The following is a 24,289-nucleotide window of genomic DNA, read 5'->3' as shown; positions in this document are numbered from 1 at the left end:
GAAATTTAAAAAATACTCGGTTTTAAAGATTCGGTAATACAAAATACAGTATTTAAAAAAGTATAATGGTTATAAAAAAATTAGACAGTATGAAAGAAAAAAGAAACCAACAAATGAACAGGAAAAAAAGTTAGTAAATGGACAGAAAAAAGGAAGCTAATAAATAAACAGGAAAAATGAAAAAAGGCAAACCTGCGTTCTTAGCTTTTTTACTCAAATGTAGGAAGGATTCTCAATCTCCTTAGATTTCCTTGTCCTGAGTTCGCCTTTTATAGCTTCGTAGTATTTCATAGTATCCGGAGTGACTGAAGGTCCGGTTTCTGCAATTGCATTAAGGAAGTGTCTCTGCTTGACACTTTTTGCGTGAAGGTCTTCACGCAAAGCGAGCCTTCCTGCCTTTTTGCATACAGCTGCAATGTCTGCACCTGTATACTGATCGGTCATAGAAACGAGCTTTTCGATATCAACATCCTCTGCAAGCGCCATTTTTCCGGTGTGAACCTTGAAGATCTCCCTGCGAGCTCCCTCATCAGGGATCGGAACGAGAATCAGTTCATCAAAGCGTCCTGGCCGGATGAGAGCAGGGTCAATAATATCAGGGCGGTTGGTTGCGCCGATTATCACCACACCCCGGAGTTCTTCTAGCCCGTCCATTTCGGAAAGGAGCTGATTAAGTATCCTGGCCGTAACCTGAGGCTCCCCTGCGGAGATTCCACGGATGGGAGCAAGAGAGTCGAGCTCGTCCAGGAAGACAATCGAAGGGGCTACTTGCCTTGCCCGCATGAAAACTTCGGCAATTCTTTTTTCGGATTCCCCGTACCATTTGGAAAGGAGGTCGCTTCCTTTGGCGGTGATAAAGTTGGCATCGGATTCATGGGCAATGGCTTTTGCAAGAAGAGTCTTCCCGGTGCCCGGTGGACCATATAGGAGCACGCCTTTTGGAGCTTCCACCCCTATATTCCAGTAAGACTCCGGATTTTTAAGTGGCCATTCCACGGCTTCTTTCAGGAGGCACTTTACATCATTCAGGCCTCCTACATCGTCCCAGCTGACGTTAGGAATCTCAATAAGAATTTCCCTTATGGCTGAGGGCTGGACTTCTTTCATGGCGTCTTCAAAGTCTGCTCTTGTAACCTGCAGAGAGTCCAGAATTTCTTTTGGGATCTGGGGTTCTTTCAGGTTGATCTTCGGCAGAACGCGCCGAAGAGCACTCATGGCAGCTTCCCGACAGAGGGCAGCAATGTCAGCTCCCACAAACCCATAGGTAATCTGGGCGAGGTCCCTGAGGTTTACGTCTTCGGTAAGGGGCATCCCCCTTGTATGGATCTGGAATATCTCAAGTCTGCCTTCGGTATCCGGGACCCGAAGCTCGATTTCTCTGTCAAACCTGCCCGGCCGGCGCAGTGCCAGGTCCAGAGCTTCGGGGCGGTTTGTTGCACCTATCACAATCACGTTCTTGCGACTTTTCAGGCCGTCCATCAAGGAAAGGAGCTGTGCGACCACTCTTCTTTCAACTTCCCCTGTTACCTCAGCTCTTTTTGGGGCAATAGAATCGAGCTCGTCCAGAAAGATGATTGCAGGTGCGTTCTTTTCGGCATCATCGAAAATGTCACGGATAGCTTTTTCGGATTCCCCGTAATATTTGGACATTATTTCTGGGCCATTGATGGAGATGAAATAGGCATCAGACTCATTTGCAACCGCTCTTGCAAGCATGGTCTTGCCAGTTCCGGGAGGACCGTGGAGCAACACTCCCTTTGGAGCATCAATCCCTAACCTATCAAAAAGTTCAGGGTGTTTCAGAGGAAGTTCTATCATTTCCCTGACCTTTGTAATGGCATCCTTGAGCCCGCCTAGATCTTCGTACATAACAGTGGGAATGTTTTGCTCAGGAGCAATTTCCACGGCTTCGGGAAGGAGTTCGATTTCGGTCATGTCCGTGATCTTTACGATCCCCGACGGGGTGGTGGAAACAACCTGCAGCTTAATTTCCCCAAGCCCGAAGGAGGGGCTGAACCCCTGCCCGAAAAAGTCCTGGAAAAAGTCATCGAACATGAGCCCCTTGCTATAAGTATCCCTGTCCCTGGACTTCCTTAAGCTGGTGGTAGAAATAAAATCTCCCTTTGAAACCGTACGGTTCATAAATACGGCTTTAAGGGTTTCACTGGGAGCGTAGATCTGCATGCCTCTCGTTACAGGAGATATAGTCACATGTTTTGCTTCTTTCCATTCTGCTTTGCAAATTTCCACATATTCCCCTATGCTAGTCTTTGCATTCGTGCGGATAAGCCCATCCATACGAATGATATCAAGGCCTTCATCGCTGGGATAAGACCTTCCTATGAGGGCTGAAGTTACCTTCTCCCCCCTGATTTCCACAACGTCGAAGGGCTTGAGGCCCAGCTTTTCCCTAAAGCTTTCGTCTATCCGGACAATGCCTTTTCCAACATCCCGTTGATCGGCTTCCGCAACTTTCAATTTTATCGTTGTTTTATCCCTATCAGTCAAACAATCCCCCCATCTTAATTAGCAAAAGTGTTTGGAAATTCTTGCAGAAATGAAGTCAGCAGTTTTCAGGATGGTCAACTTCATTCACTTACTTTCGTTACCTTCTCAACAAATTATTTAAGTTTATATGTATAGGATTCTCCCTGGGCACCTTTGGGAGATATACTAGAGTGTGATTCATTATAAAATACATCGTGTGCACAACCCTCAGTTTCAGTAACCCTGGAACCTTGAGATTAAAGGGGTAAGGCCCGTTTTTGGCGTATTCTTCCATGGAAATCCTATTCTATCTCTTGATTGCCTTATTCTCGATAGAGGAAAGTACCCATACAAAATGGGAGTTGCTATAACAGGGAGATTACAGGCTTCTGTTTTTCCAAGAGAGTATTTATCTCCTTCCTTTTCACCTGAGAAGACCCCGAAAGTTACTAATCTATAACCAAAGTTACTAATCTATAACCATTATCACCTGACTTTCAACATCAGGTTCTTTAAAAGTGACCGCTGAGTGTCAATAAGTGTTTAAGTACTTGAAGTCCAAGGTAATTTTAGTGTGAAGTAAAAAAATGTCTTCATCTCCATAAGTATATGTTTCCAAACTGCTTTTATATATACGGGGGCGCATTATAGTTTAGGAACATTATTACTGAATTGCTCGCCGGACACTTATCCTCACCGGATTTCGGGCTGAGATTTTCAATGAGTGTACTTAAGGAAAAAGGATGGAAGCAGAAAAGAGTCTATTTAAAGTGTAGTGAAATTAGAAAAGTGGAAAATGGGAAAGAAAAAGATGGGAAAATTTAATAAAAAGTAAAAAAAGACAAAAATCGCTTTTAGAGTTTGAGTTCCTTAGCCATTTCCTGAAAGACTTTTCCTTTGTCAGTAGTGATGAAAAGTCCATTTTCATGTTTGATAAGCTCTTTTTCTTTCAACATTTCAAGGTATTTCTGGGCAATATTAAAATTTAAATTAACTTCGTATACAATGTGAGTTTTCTTCGCCCCGTTCATTGCTACTCTTAAGATATCCACTGCAATATCAGTCCTGCTCCTTCTTTTTATACTGACTCCTCCCCCACGGTATTTTTAAAATAATCTTTGTAAGTAGCTACGCTTTAAAAATATTAAAGCATATCTTTTTGTAGGTAACAAAGATTCTAAATCTTTATCGTTCCCCTTTCTATATAACAATTTCAGTACTATATATAATGTCAAGTTATAAAGAAAAAAGATTTAAACGGACAAGTTCTCTTTTGCGGCCAGAGAAAAAGGGAAATTGCCAGAGAAAAAATCGGAAACAGCTATCAGTTAATCTTTACAAATAAAATAAGAATTAACAAAGAATATATGCTAGACACTAAAATTGTAGAAAACAAAACTGAGAAGTTGCGTAAAAAGATGCGCCTACACTCTTCAAAATACTTATGTAATTGAGAGACAATTTAGCTAAAAAGAGTAATATGAAAATATAACAGAATAAAAATGTACCTATGGAATTTAAGGACATTTCATTGGAAGATAAAGAAGAGTGCAGGCTCCTTAACTTATTCAATTAATATGTTAGCATTTTTAGTCAGCGTGTTACTATGTCGCTATAATATATTTGTAAGAGAAACAAATTCATTTATTTATTGTGCTATTGATTCCTCTTCCTTTGTGACTGAAGGTTTGGATAACCTGATTAATAATTTTCACCCTTTCCGTTATAATTAAGGCTTCCCTCGGCTGGCAGGAGTATATTGTAAAAATGTACAAAAGTGAGATTCAAAATGGGTCGATGAATCAATAAATTTACTAAAAATTACCTTTATTCAAGAAGCAACTGGTGTATCGTTACTATCGCCTGTGCTATGGAAAGCCCTGGAATCAATTTGTTTCCCTATAGGCTACAAGGTCTTAACAATATTTCATTCCCTCTCAATCATCCACATTTTTATTAAAACTCCAATTATAATAAGAAAACCAACAACCCATTGAAGAACTACTAATCCAAAAAAACATAGTTCCTTCCAATTCATTTTATTACTTCCCACATTTCAATTTATAATTACTTATCTCACTTCTCAAGATTTATACTTTTCAGAAGTAAACACGCATCACTCACTTTTCGGTAGGTCAATAAAGTTAGATTAGAGACAATTCACGAAAAAGAGTTCAATACAGAAGTTCTTTAGTTGAATAAAATCATGTAAAAGATTGTTTTCAATATATGAAATCAAGTTTTGGGATGAACTCAGTAATAAATAGTTGGCGTTGTCATGACATAATCTCTAACACGGGCTTTGCCTCCATTTATATGCCCATACCTCAGACTAGCTCCAGTAGCGCCAAAAATTTGGGAAAAGAGAATCTAGAAAACTGTATTTCAACCATTTGGAATAATATTAATTAAATAATACTGGACTACTAAATTACGGCGTTAACGACAAATTAAGCCACAGACAAATATAAACAAGTTTCAATCAAAACTACAAACAACTTCGCAAACATGACCGTATAATTCTTTCCAGAGAGTGGTTTGACTATTAAGTAGCTTCAGTCTTTCTTCGAAGTTTTTTCCTTCTTTTTTGTTTTCTATATCATTAAGCTCATTAACAATTCTTGTGACTTCTGTTAGGTCACTCATACGCGATCAATCCCTTCTCAATATTTCATTTTGTAATCCACTTTCACCTGTGATATATTCACAATATATTACAAACAAACTATTTAAGAATATTTAAATTAGAATTAATTAGAATCATCAACTTAGAGCTATCCTAAAACTTGTTATTTTGAGCAGTAGAACTTGTTTGTTCTATTGATGATTGAGTATAGTTGTTGAAGTATGCTGTTCTATTACTTGCGTAGGTGTTTTTCCGAAGAAGCTGTTTTAGAATCAGCACGTCCGGCTGCAACAAGTACTAAAGATGGGCAAAAGATAATAACAAGAATTTGGGAAGATTTCATAATAGTAATACCTCAAAATGTTATAAAAACTTTATTTTGTTGAGGCTTTTAAGAAGTAGAGTGAAATAAGTGAAGGTGAACTGAATAAGGCAAAAGATAACTTGGGCTTTTACTTAGATTTAGTAATCTACCATTTCTCAGTATGGGTAAAGATTACGCTTTAATCGATATCTGAACAGATATTGCACATCCGTCCATCTTTAGAACGGCACTCCTTAATGTGCTCTTTTGCAAATTCTATGTTTATAAACACTGCTTCACAAAAAAAGACATGGATAAGATGCTTCCATATTAGAGACTTATGTTTTTGATATTATATGAAAATATTGAATAAGAGTTTTATTGGAGTGCAATAACGATGCAGACTAACATTTTTTTAACTTAGGAAATAGTAGCAGTGAGGTACGATACAAGTCTGCACTAACAATATTGGTCTAATTATTCAAATAGGCATAACTATGTGCTATAAGTAAGTTTTTAAAATTTTTTAAAATGATATTTATTTTTATGAATAATCTATGACCAATCAAATTTGCTTTATAAATGATTCCCTTCTAGACAATGAAAATGTGAGTTACTATAAAATAAGATATATAGGCAAATTTAAATATGACCTTGAAGCAAGAATTGAAGCATTAGAAAAGGAAGTTTATAAAACTTCTAAATTGGAAAACAAGGAAAATAAAGAGAATGGGCCCGCTGAGATTCGAACTCAGGATCCCCGCCGTGTAAAGGCGATGTCATGACCGACTAGACCACGAGCCCATTTTGCCTACATTTGCAGAATCGCTCTAAGTGCAAGACCAAAATGTCACTAGTTATATATATCTCTTTTGTTAGGAGAGAATCTCAGGGCTGATCTGAAAATCAGTTGCTGCATTAAATAAGATTCTTATTCACCAAATAAAATTTTCATTACACCAAATCAAGCTGTTATTACACCACATGACACGGTTATTACACTAAGTGAAAACCCTTACTATAATAGGTGATACTCTTTGATTACAATGAACTAGAGATTATTTTTGCACCAAAGTTTTTATCTCAATAAATGAGGCTTTTACACACGAAAGAAATATCACACATCATTCTGAAAGCTAATTTTTTATTTACAGACAAAAAAGAAAATTAAGAGAAAGCCCATTTTTAAAAACCAAAAGCACTCCGTGATATTCCGATCGGACGTAATTTTGGATGGGTAAAAAGGCTGAACAAAATATATTTATATGAGATTAGCATGGTGTAATTTGTGAGCGGGTCTCTCTTTTAAATGATAACCCCAACACCCCAATACCCCAATTCATATTCCCCAACCCGCTCATCCAATTCTCATCAAAATAGAAATATATATTTAGGGAGCAAATCCCAAGACTCAAAATTATCTGTTCTATACACAATTATATCTGTTCCTATATATAGCACTAGAAAAAAAATAATTGGGGATTCTGATCACGAAAATTGTTCTGGAAACTCATTTAGAAGGCGACTTGTAAGTCTTAAATTATTGAGAAAAAGGGATTTAGTATAGGCTCAGATCTTAACTCTACCCAATAATTATTATCGGCTTTTAATTCCGAAAGTAAAATTTATAACTAAATGAAAAAGATATAAGTATAAATTTTGAATTATAAAATATAAAATATAGAAATGAAAAGCTATTTATAAGATGAACAAATATTCATGTCGAGTGAGCGGGTCTCTTTTCCATAGTATAACCCCAAAACTATATCCCCCAACTATTTCCCCCAACTATTCCCCAAACTCTCCAACCCGCTCACAAATTTTTCTCTATTCGTTTTAACTGTTTTCTGCAGTTCAGAAAATTTTTCTATTAATTTATACTAACTCCTCTAGTTTTGCACCTCAATTTCCTTCTCATCAATTTCACATATGTGGAAAATTGATATGATGCATATAGTACAGTAGTTTGGAAAAAAATTAGTTCGTCTCTTAACAAAAGGAAAGAAAGCTAAAGAAGATTTAAAAAGTTAATAAAGTTGAGAAATTAGAAATCGAAAAGCGTTTTTTGCGTTTTCGATTCGGCTTTTTTAGGAGTTTCGCTGACCTTGACCTCAGAATTTTCAGACTTGTCAGAAACTTTTTTGATAATTGGCTTGCGGTTTACAGATTCCTTGGGCTTGGATAATTTAGGAGAGATGCTACATTCTATCGGTTCAGAGCCAGAAAAAACTTCCTTCTCAAAAGATTCAGGCAGAGAGTAAGAATTCTTAACATTAAGATTATCGCGTTCAGGGGAATTGGAAATTAAACTATCAGGTGTGAGCTCGATCCCGTCAACCTCTGCTCGATACCGCTCCGGCATAAGGGTAACTGTGGTAAGATTATCAGGTGTAATGATATCGGAAGTATTATTTTCCAAAGAAGTACTATTTCCCGAATTCGTAGTTTCTGGAAAAATCTCAGGTGAAATATCAAAACCAAAGTTAAGAGTCTTCTGCCTGCCCTGGGAAGTCTCAGAGTCGGGAACTTCGAGCTTCTCAGAAGGTTTCCCAGCGTTTTCCTTGGGAATCTTAACCAAAAAGCCATAAAGGCCCTCTTTACTATCGCCTGAGGAAGCAGCAGGAACCCTGAAAAAATCCGTTTCATCGGATTCTTCTTTCCCTTCAAGAAGGAGTTCCTGCGCTCTGTCGTAAATTTTCTGTAGCTTTTTGCTGGCTTTTGTGCTTCCCGAGAGATATATCAATTCTTCAAGTTCAAGCCCGAGGCCTGCAGTAATTTCAATCGCAGATTCTTCGTTCTTTAACATGCGAGAGTAAAGCTCCAGCAGATTGTTTCTTGAATAACGCATGGATTCGAAGCTGTGTTCTCCGATTTTAGAAGCTATATTATCCCTGAGGTCTCGCTTCGAACGTATCTGTCCCATTCTCTTCCAGAGAGAAGGCGGCTGGTACTTGATAAATCCGGGATAGGGTCTTGTTTTTGAGACTGAAGCTCCACAGACCATCAGCATGCTGGCATACCTCCACATCCTATAGTTCTGGCGTTTTTTTACGCGCCCAAGGTAGAGATCAGCCCTGGAGAGATAACTAAAGCCGGTCTTTATATCCTCAAGATTCCCATCCTTAGAGGCATACTGGACAGGCAGATTTTCATCGATCCAGTGTACAAGGTCTTCAGGACTTTCGTCAAGCCCGCGAGCAGCTTCAAGAGCCTTTTTACAGTCCGTGCTCTTGAAGATTCTCTGCATTGCCTTGAAGATATTTTCCTTGACATCCCTGCCAGAAGTGCTGATATCCTCAACTTCCAGAGCTTTCCTTCCGGTAGCCGCAGCCTGAAGATCATTGATTGCACTTCTTAAATCGCCTCCCGCCCCTTCAGCGATTTGCTGGACTGCATCAAGGCTGCATAAAACTCCCTCGCTCTCGCATACTTTCTTCAAAGCAGGAACCATAGAGCGACTCTGTATGGACCCAAACTTTATTTCCAGACAGAGGTTCCGGATAGTAGGAGTCAACCCATAAATATCGTTTGCAATCAGCACTATCGGTTGAAACGTGCTCTTTATAATTCCTGCAATAGCCCGCATTCCACCCCTGTCAGCAGTCCCGTGAAGATTATCCGCTTCGTCTAGGATAATCAGGCGCTTTTCTCCAAAAAGAGTATTCATTGAAGCTGCCGATCCCGCAACCTTTTCGATAACACCAGCAGTTCTCTGGTCGCTTGCATTGAGTTCTATTACTTCCCAGCCCAGATCAAAGGCAAGAGCATGGGCAGTAGAGGTCTTCCCTATCCCTGCAGGTCCGTGAAGGATCACTGCCCTTCTCTCGGGAATGCCTGAAAGCCACTTCTCAGCCCAGGTCCGCAAATCCTGCACCGCCTTCTTGTTCCCTACAATATCTTTCAGGGTCTGGGGGCGGTATTTCTCAGCCCATTCAATTGCCAACGTCATCTTAAACCATACCAATAAAAAAAGAACTCATTCTTAACCCTATACATAGTAATAATTTTACTATATAAAAATTTTTAATATCTGATCCACTACTATCGATTTTTAAATGAAAACACAAACTTTACACTTCGATACGTGTTAAAGTCTTTTTGCTTCATAAAAAGAATACCTCCAAACACCAGAACAAACTCGGGAAGAAAAACTGCACTCTTATCCCCTTTCTTCCCAATTACCAGCACTCTCCTTGATTTTAGCCCACCAATACTTATAATCAACCATTAGCACAAAAAAATAAATTTGACTATACTCTTGAAGTGAGTTGAAAATGTAGCTTTTCTTACCCATAATTCAGCCTTCTTGAGCGCAACCGTTGCACCACAACCGTTGCGCCGGTTGATCANNTGATCACGCCGATAGGGTTTGGAGTTAAGGTTCTCAAACTCAAATGTTGCGCTGTTTTTCGTTTTCGATCAAACCTTTTTTGAAAAGGTTTGCGCTCAAGCCTTTTCAAAAAAGGCTTTCGGGACTCGGGGGACAAAATTAATTAATGATCGTGTTTGTACTTCTTTGAACTACTTAAAATCTTACACAATAGTTAGGATGGATATGGAAAAGAATAGTATGGATGCCCTCCTTGAGGCTATCGAAGTGAGGGCCAGGGTGAATCGGGCCAGAGTAGCTATGGGAATAAGGGATCCGAACCCCAAAATGCTTGAGAGCGCCTGGAAAGCCCAGGAACTGGGATATGCACAAGTCGTCCTGGTGGGGATTAAGAAGGAAATTGATAAGGTCGGCACAGAACTCGAGGTAGTGGACACAGATGAGCCTGAAAAGATTCTTGCGGAACTTATGGTTTCAAGAAAAGTCGATGCAGTGATAAGAGGCACTGCAAAGGCATCGGGTGCCCTGGCACACCTCAAAGAGGCTTTAGGCAAGAAAAGAATCTGCCGGCTTGCCCTGCTCCTCACGGTTGATGGGACACCTTTCTTTCTCGCCCCTGTAGGAATCGACGAGGGAAACACCATTTCAGACAAACTCAGGATGATAACGCTCGGTGCCGAACACATAAGGAGATTCGGAATAGAGCCTAAGGTCGGCGTACTTTCCGGCGGCAGAATTGGAGATGTGGGAAGGAACAAACGTGTAGACAGGACTCTTGCAGATGGAGAATTCGTGACAAGGCGGGCTGTTGAACTTGGAATCAATGCTAAGCATTATACAATTCTTATTGAAGATGCCATAAAAGAATCGAACTTTATCGTTGCCCCTGACGGAATCTCGGGAAACCTTATCTTCAGGACAATTGCTTTCCTGGGCGGGGGTGACGGGCTTGGAGCTCCGGTGCTTATGGATGATTACGTTTTTGTAGATACATCAAGGGTAGGCGGACATTTTACGAAAGCCATAATGCTTGCAAGTGCACTGTCTCATCTGAATAAGGAAAGACAAAAGGTGATTTATTGAAAACCGTTGCGGAGACATGGCCGATAGTAAAAGGCGACTATACCGTAGGGAATCCGAGATCCCGGATTGCAGTGGTAACTCTTGCGAGCCAGATAAATTCCTCACCTGAAGCGGCTCTCTGGGGAAGCTCAAAAACCGAAAATCTGGGAGTCGAAAAAATAATCGTAAATATCATCTCAAATTCTAATATCAGATATATCCTTGTCTGTGGGATGGAATCAAGGGGGCACCTGGCAGGTCATTCCCTGCTTGCAATTCATGCAAACGGAGTTGACGAAAAAGGCAGAATCCTTGGCTCTAAGGGAGCCATCCCTTTCATAGAAAATATATCCAAAGCGGCAATCAAACGCTTCCAGCAGCAGGTAGTGCTTCTTGACAGGATAGGACTGACGGACCCCGATGAAATAATAAAAATTGTGAAAAGATATAAGGACCAAGGAGAAGTTTACCCGGATGAACCTTTTGTGGCAACTTCCCAGAAGAAAAGACGATCTACTTTCGCAGTCCCTCTTTCAGGTGACATAATAATCTCCGAAGAATTTGTCATGGACGCAGCTGCAGGAGTTGTCTGCCAGGCAAAAGATTTCTAATTTTCAATTAAGAGACTTACTTCGAGAGTACATTATCATATTTTGAAACAAAAGACTAGCCTGTAGATTCGGAGGGTATAAAAATGTTTAAATTTCAGAAAGAACAGGAAATCGTTAACATCGCAGGAGTGAAGGTCGGCGGACAGCCAGGAGAGCTCCCGACCGTGCTTGCAGGAACTATTTTTTATGATAAGCATGGAATCGTAGAAGACTCTGCAAGAGGTCTGTTTGATCGGGCTGCTGCCGAAAAACTGATAAATTTGCAGGAAACAAATGCGGAAGAAACAGGAAACCCGCATATAATCCACATTTTCGGTACTACTCCTGAAAGCATCACCCGTTACATTGACTTTGTGGCCGAAATTTCAGAAGCTCCTTTTCTTATCGACTCTCCCGAAGGAACCGTGCGTTCCCATGCTGCTGAATATGTCAGCGAGATTGGGCTTGCAGACAAAGCAATCTATAACTCCATAAACATGAGCATAAATGCTTCGGAAATTGAAACTCTTGCTTTATCCGATATTGACAGCTCGATAATCCTTGGCTTCAATGCAACAGACTCATCCCTGCAGGGCAGGATGGAATTGCTGGAAAATGGAGCAGGCCTTCTGGAAGAAGGATTACTTTCAATTGCAGACAGCTGTGGAATAGTTAACAAGCTTATAGATCCAAGCATTACTCCTATGGGAAACGGGGCAGGTGTAGCCCTCAGGATGACGATTACCGCAAAAGCAAAATGGGGGCATCCGACAGGCTCGGGAATCCATAATGCACCCTCGGCTTGGAACTGGCTGAATAAGAAAAGAGAGAAAGACCCTGTCCTCTACAAAATCTGCGATGTCGGGTCAACCTGCTTGCAGCAGGCAGCAGCCGGAGATTTCATTCTTTATGGGCCTATCGAGTATGCCCCATATGTATTTCCTATGGCTGCCATGAGCGATATAATGATTTCTGAAGCTGTAGCCGACCTCGACATAGAGCCTGCTTCCCGGCATCCTGTAAACCTGCTTGTATAATTCCCGAGTCCCGCCTCGGGAAGACGGCCCGAATCGCGCATCGGAATTACAGAAAATTGGAGATTTTCTGGGAGTTGCGATGTAATCGCAACAGCATGTGGCCCTATTTGCTCACTTTGTTCGCTCAAGAGGACTGAATTATAATGAAGATACTTAGCTAAGTAAAGAGAGCTGAATTATTGGCAAGTAAGGTTACATTTCAACTCTCTCCAGAAGGTTGATTTACCGGGTTTTGTTTCGGGTCCCCAGCGGGCGTGATCGCAAGCCTTTTCAAAAAAGGCTTGATCGAAAATCCCTTGCAACGTTTGAGTTTGAGAACCTTAACTCCAAACCCTATCGGCGTGATCAACCGGCGCAACGGTTGCGCTCAAAACTAAGGTTAACTCGGTGCTCCCTGTGGTTGTGGGGTTTTGCTGCTTCTACGCTTTAGCTTTTCGGCAATGTCGACACCAAGCCTTTTGCACTCCTGCACGTCCTTATCTGTGGGCTTGTGCAGTATCCTAAGTACGGGATCTATGACAATCATTCCCATGTCTCGCATTTTTTCGGCTATCAGTATAGGAGCTTCTCCGCTCCATCCGTACGACCCGAAAGCAGCTCCTAATTTTCCTTTTGGGTTTGTGGAAGCGAGAGTCTCATCCATGAATTTTTCCATGGGCTGAAGCATCCTGTAGTAAAATGTTGATGAACCGACTGCAATTGCATCGGCTTCGTTAAGATCCTCGATTTTTACGTCATAAAAGCTAACAGCTTTTGCATCCACATGCTTTGATTCAATTCCACTAGCTATTGCCTCTGCCATAACTTTCGTATTCCCCGAAGTACTGAGATAGACTACTATTGCTCTCAATCTTATCCCCCATCCTGTGTAAGATTTTATGTTAACGCCAGAAACGGACAAAAAGTGATCAAAACAGGTTTGTATATTTTCCAAAAACCGGAAAACAAGGCGAGACCTGAGGTCTTCTCACTTTTCAATCCTGTATTAATTATAAAAATTACTTTAAATAAGGGTTTCGTCAGGGTTAGGTTGACTTTACGTATGAAAAAATGTTATCCAAGGTCTGCCACAATACGGAGAGGAGCTATATAGTTCACTACCTGAAAGGCCACGCTCTCAAGAAAACTACGTACGTTCTGGGGAATCCTGTCTGTGGTATGAGAAGCAAAGTTAAGGCTACCTATAATTTCCCCTCTGTGCTTCATAGGAATCACGGCTACTGCAGTAATTCTTTCCTTCCTGATTAAATCCACCATCTTATCTGCAAAAAAATCCATCCTGTAGACCGGCTTTTCAGTCCAGATCTGCCGAACTTCAGGGGAATCTGCCCTATATATTGAAATACTTTTCACGAATTCAGGAGAAAGTCCCCGGTGTGCAACCAGATTAATCTGGTCCAGGAGTTCGTCTTTCAAGTATATGCCTGCAGCATCTATCTCTTCTATCTTCAGGCAGGCATCAAGAATCTGAGTAAGCATGGTCTGAAGATTCCAGGTAGTGCTGAGGGATACTCCCAGCTCTCTCTGGATTTCGAGCATTTTTTCAGCCTCTTTTCTCCCGGTGACATCGATAATTATTCCCTGAAAATGAGTAACTTTGCCTTTATGGTCTCGCTGAATAAATGTTCGATCTTCGACCCAGCGTATACTGCCGTCTCCTGTAATAATTCTATATTCCATCTCGAAGGAATCATATCCTTCTCTTACTGAGCGTGCCAGACTTTCGACCACTGCTTGAATATCTTCTCTATGGATTATGTTCCCATAAAGTACTTTTCCGGAAAGAAAGTCTTCTACTGAGTACCCAAACTACATTACGTTTTCGGAAATATAATCTACAGGCCAGTTTTCTAAATCTGCAGGCAAATTTTCTATATTTTTTCTTAGAAAAGCTACTGCCGGACTTTTATTGATTATACTTTTCAGCATTTTCTGCGTTTTTAGCGATTTCCTCAGGGCTTTTTCAACTTTCTTTCTGCGGGTTATATCCAGTACTATTCCTTGAAAGCAGGCTACTTTCCCGTCTATATCTCTCTGGATAAATGTTCTCTCGTTTACCCACAACATATCTCCGGCTTTTGTAAAAATCCTGTACTCAGAGTTGAAGCTTACCTCACCTTTCTGAATGCTCCTGCCAAGCTCCTCTTCTACTCTTTTAAGGTCATCAGGGTGTATGATTCTTCCGTACTGAATTGTCTGTGACAGAAAGTCATCAACAGTATATCCAAACTGTACCACGTTATCCGATACAAAAATCGCAGGCCAATACTTCTCATTCCTCCAGAGAAAGATCACTGCCGGACTATTATTGACTGCTGTAGTCAACACTTTCTGCATCTTAAGAGTTTTTTCCAGTTCTTCTTCGCCTTTCTTCCGCCTGGTGATATCGAGCATCACTCCCTGGAAGTGTGTGACCTTTCCGCCTGTATCTCTCTGGATAAAGGTCCTTTCGTTTATCCATCGAATATCTCCTGTTTTTGTTATAATCCTGTACTCCATGCTGAACGCAGAAGCCCCACTTTTTACTTTTTTCTCAAATTCCTCTTCAACCTCTTTAAGATCACTGGAGTATATTAGATCTTTATACATTATCTTGCCAGAAGTGAAATATTCTACCGCATATCCTAATTTCGCCACGTTTTCGGAGACAAACTCTACGGGCCATTTATCTTCGTTTTTCCAGAGAAAGAGCACTACATGACTGTTATTGATCATCATTCTGAGAGTTTCTTCTTTTTCCAGAGCTGCGTGGAGAGATTCTCCTCTTACGTTGTTTTTACTGCCTGCGGTCTGGAAGTTTAAATTTAAAGCTTCATAGTCCTCAGAACCCCCATCCATTTCTACAATCACCTTCACTGGGCTCTTAATGTTCCTCTTTGCTTCGATGTTCTTACTTTTTCATCCATATTTCATTTATATAATTTTATTTTTATCATACATCAGTGTTTTTGATCACTGTCTTTTTTATTCATGTTTTTATTGATACTACAAGCGATAAATATAAATAAATTAATTTTTTAGCTCCCGAATATTCGGCTTTATATGTCGAATTTTGTTTTAGCGCCTTTAGGGAAAAATATATATAATAAATAGAAGGTAATAAGAATCCGTACTCCTTGGTGGTAGGTATACGTCTGCAACTAGAGGGACCCTGGTGTTACACTTCCGTTATTATACCGCCAGAGATAGTCTCTAAAATCTGGATGTCTATCATGAACCCCATTACTAATCCGATACAGCAAAATTAAATATTTCAAAAAAGATTTTTATCGGCAAACATGAAGCTAAAGTGGATTTCTAGAAGATGATACAGTATCCAGTAAACCTGTAAATATGGAGTACAAGAAAAAATGGCAAAATCTAAAAATGGCAAAAAATTTGAAACAACATAAAACCTCCACCAAGGATCTGCTGTAGGGTATGAGGGAAACCCTACTTCAGCTCCTTAATTTGCCTTTTTTGTTATGATCTCTTTTAGGGATTTATCCAGTGAAGGGCGGTATTGGAAAAAACAGTATCACGTGACGTCAAGAGCCTTCGCCTTTGAGATACAATTTTAGCTTTAATGCCTATTTTTCTGAGACGAAGAACTAAGGATAAAAATTCTGGATCCGATCAATAAATAAAAATAGTTTGTTTTATCCACGAATAATAATTCAGGCTCTGGAGAGTCGGAGGCGGTTCCAGAATTATATTTTAAAAATAATTAAAAGTATTCAAATGGAAAAATTGAATGAATCGTGAACGGGTATAATCCTCTGATGGTTAATTTTTGTGATTTGTTTGTTCGGGTGTGATCTTGTAGATGTGGTCCAGAGCAGGCCCGTTCACTATGCTATTGATGCAAAAATCGGATTGGTTATATAAATATTTGGATCTATTATATTAAATTGCCTTTTTGCGCAAATTGTGTGGGTTTTTATGGCTCAGACATGGATTTTTATCCGATTCTGGTCTACATCATTCAAAGTCAAGTTTTTTCATTAAACTCTTTATTCATATCTTTCAGGCCAGTTTTTTATTCCAGCCGCATTGCAATTGATTAACTATCTTTTTAGCCAGCTTCCTGTTCTTTTTCTCCGAAGTTTTCAGCACCTTCCCCTTCCTTTTTTACAAGTCTTTCTTCCCCAACCTGTTTATACTATGAGGTTTTTTCCTATCTATACATTATACTTAACTCTCACTATGAAACTTTATGGAGATTTGTTATGAGAAGCGCTATTATCAAAGAAGGACCGGAACGTGCTCCCAACCGTTCACTTCTGAAAGCGACCGGGGTCACAGATTCCGAGATGAGGAAGCCGTTCATCGCAGTCGTCAATTCCTGGAATGACATAATTCCTGGGCATATTCATCTGAATAAACTTGCTGAGGCTGTGAAAGCTGGAATCAGGAACGCCGGGGGAGTTCCTTTTGAGTTTCATACTATAGGGGTCTGCGACGGAATCGCAATGGGACATGAGGGTATGAAATACTCCCTCCCCAGTAGAGAGGTTATTGAGGATACAATAGAACTTATGGTTAAAGCCCATCAGTTTGACGGCATTGTCCTTATCCCTTCCTGTGACAAGATCGTGCCAGGTCACCTTATGGCAGCAGGCAGACTTGATATCCCTGCAATTGTTGTAACCGGAGGGCCTATGCTTCCAGGTTATGTGGATGATAAATACACTGACCTTATCTCGGTTTTCGAAGGAGTGGGAGCTTATAGTGCAGGCAAGCTCTCAGAAGTTGACCTTAAAAGACTTGAAAATCTGTCCTGTGCAGGAGCTGGATCCTGTGCAGGGATGTTTACCGCAAACACCATGGCCTGCATAACTGAAGCCCTTGGTCTGAGCCTTCCGGGCTGTGCAACTGCCCACGCAGTGGATGCAAAAAAAGTTCGCATTGCCAAGGAATCCGGTGAACGCATAGTTGAGATGGTTCGAGAAAACCTGACTCCCAGGAAGATTGTCAGTTTCAAATCCCTTGAAAATGCCATAATGGTAGATATGGCAGTCGGGGGAAGCACAAATACCACTCTGCACCTTCCTGCCCTTGCCCACGAATTCGGGCTGAATCTTCCCCTTGAGAAATTTGACGAGCTGAGCAGGACAACACCCCATCTGATTTCCCTGCGTCCAGGAGGCCCTAATTTCATGCTGCATTTTGACAGGGCAGGCGGAGTTCAGGCAGTCATGCAGAGGCTTTCCTCCAAACTCCACCTAGATCAGCCTACAGTAAATGGCAAAACTATCGGGGAAAACCTGAACGAGTTTGATATTGTTAACCCGAAGCTAAATAAAGAGATAATTGCAACTCTCGAAAAGCCCATTCATGCCGAAGGAGGAATTGCAGTCCTTAAAGGCAATCTTGCCCCTGACGGTTCGGTTGTGAAACAAGCAGCCGTAGATCCTAAAATGCGCGTTTATACAGGTCCTGCCAAAGTTTATGACTGCGAAGAAGATGCTATGGAAAGTATCCTTGCAGGCAATGTAAAACCCGGAGATATTGTAGTTATCCGCTACGAAGGCCCGAAAGGCGGCCCTGGCATGAGGGAAATGCTTGCAGCTACAGCTGCAATCGGAGGCATGGGCCTGCTGGAATCTGTGGCTCTGATAACTGATGGACGCTTTTCTGGAGGTACTCGTGGACCGTGTATAGGTCACATCTCTCCTGAAGCCAGTGAAGGAGGGCCAATTGCTCTGGTAAAAGATGGGGATATGATAGAAATTAATATTCCTGAAAGAGTTCTGAACCTTAAAGTCTCAGAAGAAGAGCTTAAGCAGCGGAAGGCAGCCTTCGTCCCTCCAAAAAAGGAAGTTACAGGTTACCTTGCCAGGTACCAGCGTTCCGTCCACTCTGCAAATACAGGCGGGATAGTGGACTGAGCTTCCGATAGTTATTTAAAAATTTTGTTTTCGGAAGGTCTCGTCCTTCCTCTTTTTATATTTCTTCAGGCCTTAAATCCACTATTCCTGAAATTCTTAAAATTCCGGAGAACTTGTGAAGAGCTAGCTGAATTTCTTACAGGGGTCTAAGCTTTGGAAGTAAAAAGCTTATATGCGATCTGTGAGCTTCCGGCTACTTTATTTTCGAAAAGCAGAGGCTTAATGAAGATAACTATTTAGTTCTGCTTTCCGGCATAAAAGCCCTGATAATAAACCAGTGAATATCTCCGCATCGTTCTTGCTGGCATGCATATCGCTCTGGCCCGGTAGAATTGATCATCTTGTCATCTGAGCCCTTCAGACCTGTGTTCACCCTCTCGACTTGTTCTCTATCTTATTTATGAAACCAGCTGGGTAAAAAACTCATCCAGAGCTTAATAACCAGCTACAGAACGAAAAGTCATAACGTAAATTAGTCCTTTTCGTCAAATGAAAATAACTTCTCTTACCCATAAATCAGCCCTCTTAGCCCAACTCAGTGTCTTCATTATTCTTCATTATTATAGTTGAGCTGCAACCGTTGCGCCGGTTGATCACGCCGATAGGGTTTGGGGTTAAGGTTCTCAAACTCAAACGTTGCAAGGGATTTTCGATCAAACCTTTTTTGAAAAGGTTTGCGCTCAAGCCTTTTTTCAAAAGGTTTGCAAGCAATTATTTTTAAAAGCTTGATTTATTCGTGTGGTGTTTGGGTAATCCGGGTAGAGTTCCTGAGTAACTCATCAAAAAGCTCATTTCCAAACTTGAGAGCTGAAGGTTCATAACTGATCAGGCTTTCTCTATCGAAATGTTTCTGACTTTTAGGGAAAAGGGAAATCATGACAAATCGGTCGGTTACGGTAAGATTTGCGATCTTTAGTTCTCCCGAGTACAGGAAAAACTTCACGTTTTCGAAGGCCAGCATATTCCGAAAGTCTTCAAGGTAATCCTTAGAATAGTGCTCAAAAACAGGTCCGGACATAAGAAAGGAGAGCTTGACTTCACCTCTGACAAGTTCCTGGCATATAGAAATAAGTGAGGGATCAAAATAAGCTATGCATTCAAGAATACTACTCGATTTAGAGAGGTCTTCAACTATCTCCGGATCGAGCTCGAACATCCTGTCCAGGTTGGGCTGAATCAATTTACACTTTCTGAGCTCTCCAAGCCGACTTCGGAAAGAAGGAGGAATTCCTTGAAAATCTCTTTCAGCCCAGTAGTCAAAGTTATCCTCAAATACGTCAATTACGCTGACAAGAGGCTGCATCTTTTCAGCAAGGACTTTTCCTATAAGCGAGAGGTTGTAGTTTTTGTCTTCCTGAACAACCAGGGATTTTTCTTTTAATTTTTTTATCTGAGGCAAAATGGCAGTGGACGTTACTTCAAGGGCTTCCTTGATCTCGTCTATAGTTTTCGGCCCGTCTTTCAGAAAGAGCAATAACTGCTTTCGCTTGTCGGAAAGAAAAATCAACTCTAGAAGTTCTAATTGCAACCCTTCAGTCTCCTATCGAGTTTTATGTGGCTAAAGAGGTTAGAGCCATCAAAGGTATATAAGTTACTACTGTTTCCGACTTTTTCATTTAAATTATTTTATTAAATAAATAGATATATTTAAAATACTGAATAATTTTTTCCACGCTGTGTTTTGATATAAAAAATTGTTGCGTTTTGATAAGAGAATTGAACAGAAAATAAAGAGTAAATAAAAAATAACTAATTACATAAAAGAAGTGAAACAAAACAAATGCTAGTTAAAAAACATGAGAAGTCTCCCTGCCCTGGATAGCTCACGCTACTGCCCAGGATCAGGGGGCCTTCTCAGGCTCCTTAAATTTAATGTTTAAGCTGGAATCTGGATAATAGAGGATATTCTCAAAGATTTGATACTATTTATATGGCTTCACCTGCACTCAAGAATTCAGTGGAAATTCCTGACCTGATACCTGTTCAGGCAGAAGCTTCCTTGGTCAGGATATAAGCGACCATTTCAGGATTGAGTTTGCTTTCCCTTGCGACCTTTTCTTCAATTCTCTCAGCAGGTGTCCCCTCCGATTTTAGTTCCCTTATTTTCTCAATGACCGAGGAAGGAATACTGTAATATTCATTAATGTCCTTTCTGTGGCCCCAGACATCGCCTTCGATAAGTTGGATCCTCTGCATCTCAAGGAACATTTCTATAGATTTAGAAACTGTGCGCCTGTAAGATTTGGGCAATTGAATTACCTCAATTTTTGGGCAGGTCTCAACGAGTGCAAAAATGTCCTTGTTCGATGGCCTGAAGGCCAGATGAACAACACGTTCATTAGGATTGAGAGTGAATATTTCCTCTCTGGAACTAACTACTCTAATCTTCATATATGTAATTCCCCCACTGTAAAGTTCTTATTTTTTACCTCAATATAAACTACTTATACTTATTATAAATATTTATCTACCCGCGCTTTTATTTTTTACGCAGTAATTCAGTCTTCGATTTCCGTTCCGATCCTCATTTAGGCCGGAAAAACCTGAAAAGAATAAAACCTGCAAAAATAATCATAACTCATAAATTTTAGTCCCCGCGAGAATTTTCTCAGCAAAGAAATCAAAGAAAAAACAAAAACCTGTTTCTGAACCTGTTCCTAAATGTGATCCTGAACTTATCCAATCCACAGAGACAATATATTTATAGAGTAGAGGAAAGATTCTGGCAATATAATATTGCGAGTATAACTAATGCTATAAAACCTGGAAAGAAAAAGCCATCCTGCTATTATATAATATGATGTCAGGTCATCTGGCAGCTTCATACTTAAGAGGAAGATTCAGAGAAATCAAGAAATTAAAAGCAAGAAGCAGAAAATAATTTTGGAAGGAAGATATTCTTTGAGAGATACAATTGCCCCAGAAAAGAAAAAATGAGAAAAGAAATTGCCCCATTTGGAAAAAACAAGGTATCAACCTATTGCAATTGTTCTTTTCCGATATATAATTAATATAAATTTGTAATAATTTATACTTTCTGACTATAGTTAACTAAAAAATATAGCAGATTCAGCGCTCAGTCAACTGAATATATTAGCATTTTAGAATTCTAAGCTAAGACTATGATTTTTCTGACTTTATTTTCCTAAAAATCGAGTCCCTATTCCTTACAATATTTCCAGCTCCTGGGAGACGCATATAGAGGATTCAGGCTGGAAATGCAGCATTAGAACCTGTCGTTGAAATAGAGAAGTATAATGTACTGTGTATATCGGATATTATTTACCCTGAAAAGATCAGTTGCTCAGGATACTGAAGCCCATAGATACTGCAAGTCCGTACCGGGTCCGAGTTCTGTACCGTACAGGGAATCCGAAAGGCTGAAGAAGTATTGCAGGTATCCTATTTAAAATATGCAGGGATTATTTAGACAAGATTGCAGGCAGAATCCCTCTTTAGAGTGAATAAGAAGCTATGAGATTCCACCTGTCAGCAATTTAAGAAGTCAGGTTTCAACCCGAAGTAAATTGCTCTTGAAGTTTAAACTGCGCTGAACCATAACTCAGGCAAACGGATGTTTTGCTGAATCTTTTTTAGCAAGCGCTTCTTCGACAGTCGGTTTGCCTTCCATGGCTCTTGCTATTGCAAGCTTTGTTGCTTCATAGTTAAATTCGTAAACTTTGTCTTTGTCTTTTGCGTCCCATTCAATAAATACGGAAACAATAATAAAAGTGTCATCAGCCTGTTCTTCAGGGAGCACACCATCAGCCACGGAATCCATGACAGCCTTTGCGACTGCAGCCTGAGCCGGCCCGAACATAAGAGCAGCTTGTGATACGTTTTTTATCGTTACCTTATTTACAAGCAGAGTCACAGGTTTGGGCTGGAGATTTGGTTCCAGGACTGCAAGAAGTGGGGTATGGCCCTGCCTGGGCATTGCAAGCGAATTCATAAATGCTGCTTCAACTGGCCCTCCTCTAGGCCCAATAACCAGATCTATATGTGCAATTTCCGGACCAGAGCCTATAAGAGCTTCTCCTACCATACTTTTTAGAATATTTTTGACCATATTAAACACCTCAGTATATTTTACAACCAGAGACTTAATACCCAAAATCGCCAGAGATAAGAGAATTAATTTTCATATCATCTATGGATAAGATAGCGAATTAGTTATTAAGTACAATTACTCCTATCAGGGAGAGTGATTAACCCTGTTAATACTTATATACATACATAAATAATTTGCCAGTTCTGGTTTTAACAGAGCAAGGAAAACCGAGGCTCGGAATCAAGGTACAAAAGAAAATAAGTAAATTACACAAAAAATAGGAATGTTCAAAAAAACCTTCAAAAAGCAAAGCTTCGAAAGACAAAATTGTCCCGAGAAATCATCGAATAAAATAACTGGACCCTTAAAGTCTCATTCAAAAAGAAATGCCTGAAAGGATTTCAAGTCTTTTGTTCCAGTGGTCCAGTTCCCTTTTTGCTGCATACCAGTCGAAAAAACTGCTTTCTTTATTTTCACAGGAAGTTTCGAGCTTTATCTGGAGCTCGGCAGAACTGAACCCAAATTTTGTTTCGAACTCCCTGCAGATCGAAGAATAACGTTTGATCTTGTATCTGGCAACGTGCTTTTCGTGCTCAAGAGCCGAGCGGATAGCCTCAGTTACTTCCTGAGGCGAAAAGTTAGTTTCTATACTAAGCGTGAAACTCATAACTACCCCCACCAATATTAGCCCCCTATTTCATTAAATAATTATTGAAGGAAAATAGTTAGACATGTTTGCTACTTGAGAATCCTAATATTTTAAGCTTTTAGAACACTTTTTACGATAATCTAATTGTTAGATACTCACCATTTCTGCGTCTTTAACTCCAGAAGAAGGAAAATATCAACGAATTATTAAATTCGTTTTACCTGAAACCGGAACTGCTTCCTTTTGCAAATATGAAAAAAGGTCGGCACCCCATTTGAGAGCTTGAGGCTCGGAGCTAAACAGGCTTTCATGCTCAAAAAACTTTATTTGAGGAAGAATGGTGAGCAGGAAGAACCTATCTGTAACCGTAAAGCCTGCAAGTTTGGGGTTTTTCGGAAAGAGAGACAGGTTGACATGTTCAAACTGAACCAGAGTTTGAAAATCCTCGCTGTAATCGGCTTTAAACCTCTTTAACACAGGCTCGGTCAGCATTAAAGAAATTTTGGCTTCTTTTTTTGCGATTTCCAGGTAGAGAGAGACAAGTGAGGGATGGAAATAGGAACCAAAACTGAGAACCTGCCTTGAAAGGAGAAGATTTTCCACAAACTGGGGGTCCAGTTCGAACATATGGATCAGATCCGGACGGATAACTTTGCAGTTTTTCAACTCCCAAATTCGACTTCGTAAAATCTGTGGGATTCCTTCGAAACTCCGTCGTGACCAGTAATCAAAATTATCTTCGAGAACTTCCAGAGTACCCAGAAGAGGAGACATCCTATCCACAATCGCCTTCCCCATAATGGAAAGCTCATAAGAGTGACCCTTCTGTATGACCAGTTCTCTATCCTTAAGTTTTTTAAGCTGGGGGAGGATAGAGACAGAATCTACAGACAGATGTTCCTGAATCTCATCTATGGATCTGGGCCCATCTTTGAGGAAAATCAGGAGGTTTCTGCGTCTCTCAGACCGAAAGACCAGTTCCATTAACCCGATTTTTGCGCCCATCCAAACCACCATCAAAAAAGCTTATCATGAGAAGATGGCACGGCAGTTATAAATACATTTCCATTAATTTTATACATTTATAAATAAATGTTATAGATAAACCTTCTCCGATTAAGATTTAGAGGTTAAATTAGCCTTACAGTGATTCAAAACATTCAAAATTTAGCATTGCAGTTGAATTTTGAGAAACCTTAGGTTTTTTGTTAATAAATTACCGATCAGTTTTTGAGGAGCTTTTGAGAATTTTTTATTTTTGAGAAGTTTGTCAATTAACTTTT

General features: G+C 40.2%; 17 protein-coding genes, 1 tRNA gene and 1 pseudogene. 4 read left to right on the top strand and 15 right to left on the bottom strand.

Features of this window, described 5'->3' with window-relative positions:
- Positions 1-213: 213 nt before the first annotated feature.
- The 5 genes from BP621_RS04960 to BP621_RS04940 form a co-directional block, all read right to left on the bottom strand.
- Entirely contained in the window at positions 214-2,508 is a 2,295-nt protein-coding gene (locus BP621_RS04960; RefSeq protein WP_292388275.1) for a CDC48 family AAA ATPase, read from the bottom strand.
- Between the two features lie 833 nt (positions 2,509-3,341).
- Positions 3,342-3,569, bottom strand: coding sequence for a winged helix-turn-helix domain-containing protein (locus tag BP621_RS04955; protein WP_048103306.1), 228 nt, complete (start codon positions 3,567-3,569; stop codon positions 3,342-3,344).
- 1,396 nt (positions 3,570-4,965) lie between these two features.
- Positions 4,966-5,133, bottom strand: coding sequence for a hypothetical protein (locus BP621_RS04950; RefSeq protein ID WP_292388274.1), 168 nt, complete (start codon positions 5,131-5,133; stop codon positions 4,966-4,968).
- A 1,014-nt stretch (positions 5,134-6,147) separates the two neighbouring features.
- Positions 6,148-6,221 (bottom strand) — tRNA-Val (locus BP621_RS04945).
- A 1,240-nt stretch (positions 6,222-7,461) separates the two neighbouring features.
- Positions 7,462-9,366 (bottom strand): replication factor C large subunit, encoded by a 1,905-nt coding sequence (locus BP621_RS04940; protein WP_292388273.1) that lies wholly within the window; start codon positions 9,364-9,366, stop codon positions 7,462-7,464.
- 606 nt (positions 9,367-9,972) lie between these two features.
- On the opposite strand from BP621_RS04940, the gene mtxX reads away from it, so the two are divergent.
- The 3 genes from mtxX to mtrH all read left to right on the top strand — a co-directional run bounded on the left by mtxX (position 9,973) and on the right by mtrH (position 12,436).
- The gene (mtxX, locus tag BP621_RS04935) at positions 9,973-10,830 is read left to right on the top strand and encodes a methanogenesis marker protein Mmp4/MtxX (protein ID WP_292388272.1); all 858 of its coding nucleotides are present in this window, start codon (positions 9,973-9,975) and stop codon (positions 10,828-10,830) included.
- Entirely contained in the window at positions 10,827-11,420 is a 594-nt protein-coding gene (locus tag BP621_RS04930) for a tetrahydromethanopterin S-methyltransferase subunit A (RefSeq protein ID WP_292388271.1), read from the top strand. Before mtxX ends, BP621_RS04930 begins: the two co-directional genes overlap by 4 nt.
- A gap of 83 nt (positions 11,421-11,503) precedes the next feature.
- Positions 11,504-12,436, top strand: a complete 933-nt coding sequence (gene mtrH / locus BP621_RS04925) for a tetrahydromethanopterin S-methyltransferase subunit H (RefSeq protein WP_292388269.1) — start codon at positions 11,504-11,506, stop codon at positions 12,434-12,436.
- Between the two features lie 379 nt (positions 12,437-12,815).
- Here mtrH and BP621_RS04920 read toward each other — a convergent pair whose 3' ends face one another.
- From BP621_RS04920 to BP621_RS04905, 4 genes and pseudogenes are all read right to left on the bottom strand, one after another.
- Positions 12,816-13,286 (bottom strand): flavodoxin domain-containing protein, encoded by a 471-nt coding sequence (locus BP621_RS04920; protein ID WP_292388268.1) that lies wholly within the window; start codon positions 13,284-13,286, stop codon positions 12,816-12,818.
- Positions 13,287-13,489: 203 nt separating this feature from the next.
- Positions 13,490-14,008 carry a GAF domain-containing protein gene (locus tag BP621_RS04915; protein WP_349682046.1) on the bottom strand — a complete coding sequence of 173 codons (519 nt, stop codon included), beginning with the start codon at positions 14,006-14,008 and terminating at the stop codon, positions 13,490-13,492.
- Positions 13,982-14,233 (bottom strand): annotated as a pseudogene (locus BP621_RS04910) (PAS domain-containing protein); the annotation flags it as partial. The gene BP621_RS04915 and the pseudogene BP621_RS04910, both read right to left, overlap by 27 nt.
- Before the next feature lie 12 nt (positions 14,234-14,245).
- On the bottom strand, positions 14,246-15,274 hold the full coding sequence (locus BP621_RS04905; RefSeq protein ID WP_292388267.1) for a PAS domain-containing protein: 1,029 nt from the start codon (positions 15,272-15,274) through the stop codon (positions 14,246-14,248).
- A 1,370-nt stretch (positions 15,275-16,644) separates the two neighbouring features.
- Between BP621_RS04905 and ilvD the strand changes: the two genes are divergently transcribed.
- Positions 16,645-18,306 carry a dihydroxy-acid dehydratase gene (ilvD, locus tag BP621_RS04900; protein WP_292388266.1) on the top strand — a complete coding sequence of 554 codons (1,662 nt, stop codon included), beginning with the start codon at positions 16,645-16,647 and terminating at the stop codon, positions 18,304-18,306.
- A gap of 525 nt (positions 18,307-18,831) precedes the next feature.
- Here ilvD and BP621_RS04895 read toward each other — a convergent pair.
- The 6 genes from BP621_RS04895 to BP621_RS04870 form a co-directional block, all read right to left on the bottom strand.
- Positions 18,832-18,990 carry a hypothetical protein gene (locus BP621_RS04895; protein ID WP_292388265.1) on the bottom strand — a complete coding sequence of 53 codons (159 nt, stop codon included), beginning with the start codon at positions 18,988-18,990 and terminating at the stop codon, positions 18,832-18,834.
- 46 nt (positions 18,991-19,036) lie between these two features.
- Positions 19,037-19,834: a helix-turn-helix transcriptional regulator gene (locus BP621_RS04890; RefSeq protein ID WP_292388264.1), complete on the bottom strand. Its 798-nt coding sequence runs from the start codon at positions 19,832-19,834 to the stop codon at positions 19,037-19,039.
- A 455-nt stretch (positions 19,835-20,289) separates the two neighbouring features.
- Positions 20,290-20,697, bottom strand: a complete 408-nt coding sequence (locus tag BP621_RS04885) for a DUF1699 family protein (protein ID WP_011307044.1) — start codon at positions 20,695-20,697, stop codon at positions 20,290-20,292.
- 1,171 nt (positions 20,698-21,868) lie between these two features.
- Positions 21,869-22,375 carry a formaldehyde-activating enzyme gene (gene fae / locus BP621_RS04880; RefSeq protein ID WP_292388262.1) on the bottom strand — a complete coding sequence of 169 codons (507 nt, stop codon included), beginning with the start codon at positions 22,373-22,375 and terminating at the stop codon, positions 21,869-21,871.
- A 358-nt stretch (positions 22,376-22,733) separates the two neighbouring features.
- Positions 22,734-23,024 carry a hypothetical protein gene (locus tag BP621_RS04875; protein ID WP_292388261.1) on the bottom strand — a complete coding sequence of 97 codons (291 nt, stop codon included), beginning with the start codon at positions 23,022-23,024 and terminating at the stop codon, positions 22,734-22,736.
- 177 nt (positions 23,025-23,201) lie between these two features.
- Positions 23,202-24,011 (bottom strand): helix-turn-helix transcriptional regulator, encoded by an 810-nt coding sequence (locus tag BP621_RS04870; RefSeq protein WP_292388260.1) that lies wholly within the window; start codon positions 24,009-24,011, stop codon positions 23,202-23,204.
- Between the last annotated feature and the right edge of the window lie 278 nt (positions 24,012-24,289).

It is taken from the genome of Methanosarcina sp. UBA5 (assembly GCF_002505485.1).
GTDB lineage: Archaea > Halobacteriota > Methanosarcinia > Methanosarcinales > Methanosarcinaceae > Methanosarcina.
Note: the sequence above shows the minus strand (reverse complement) of the source record. Positions and strands in the feature narration are given on the sequence as shown.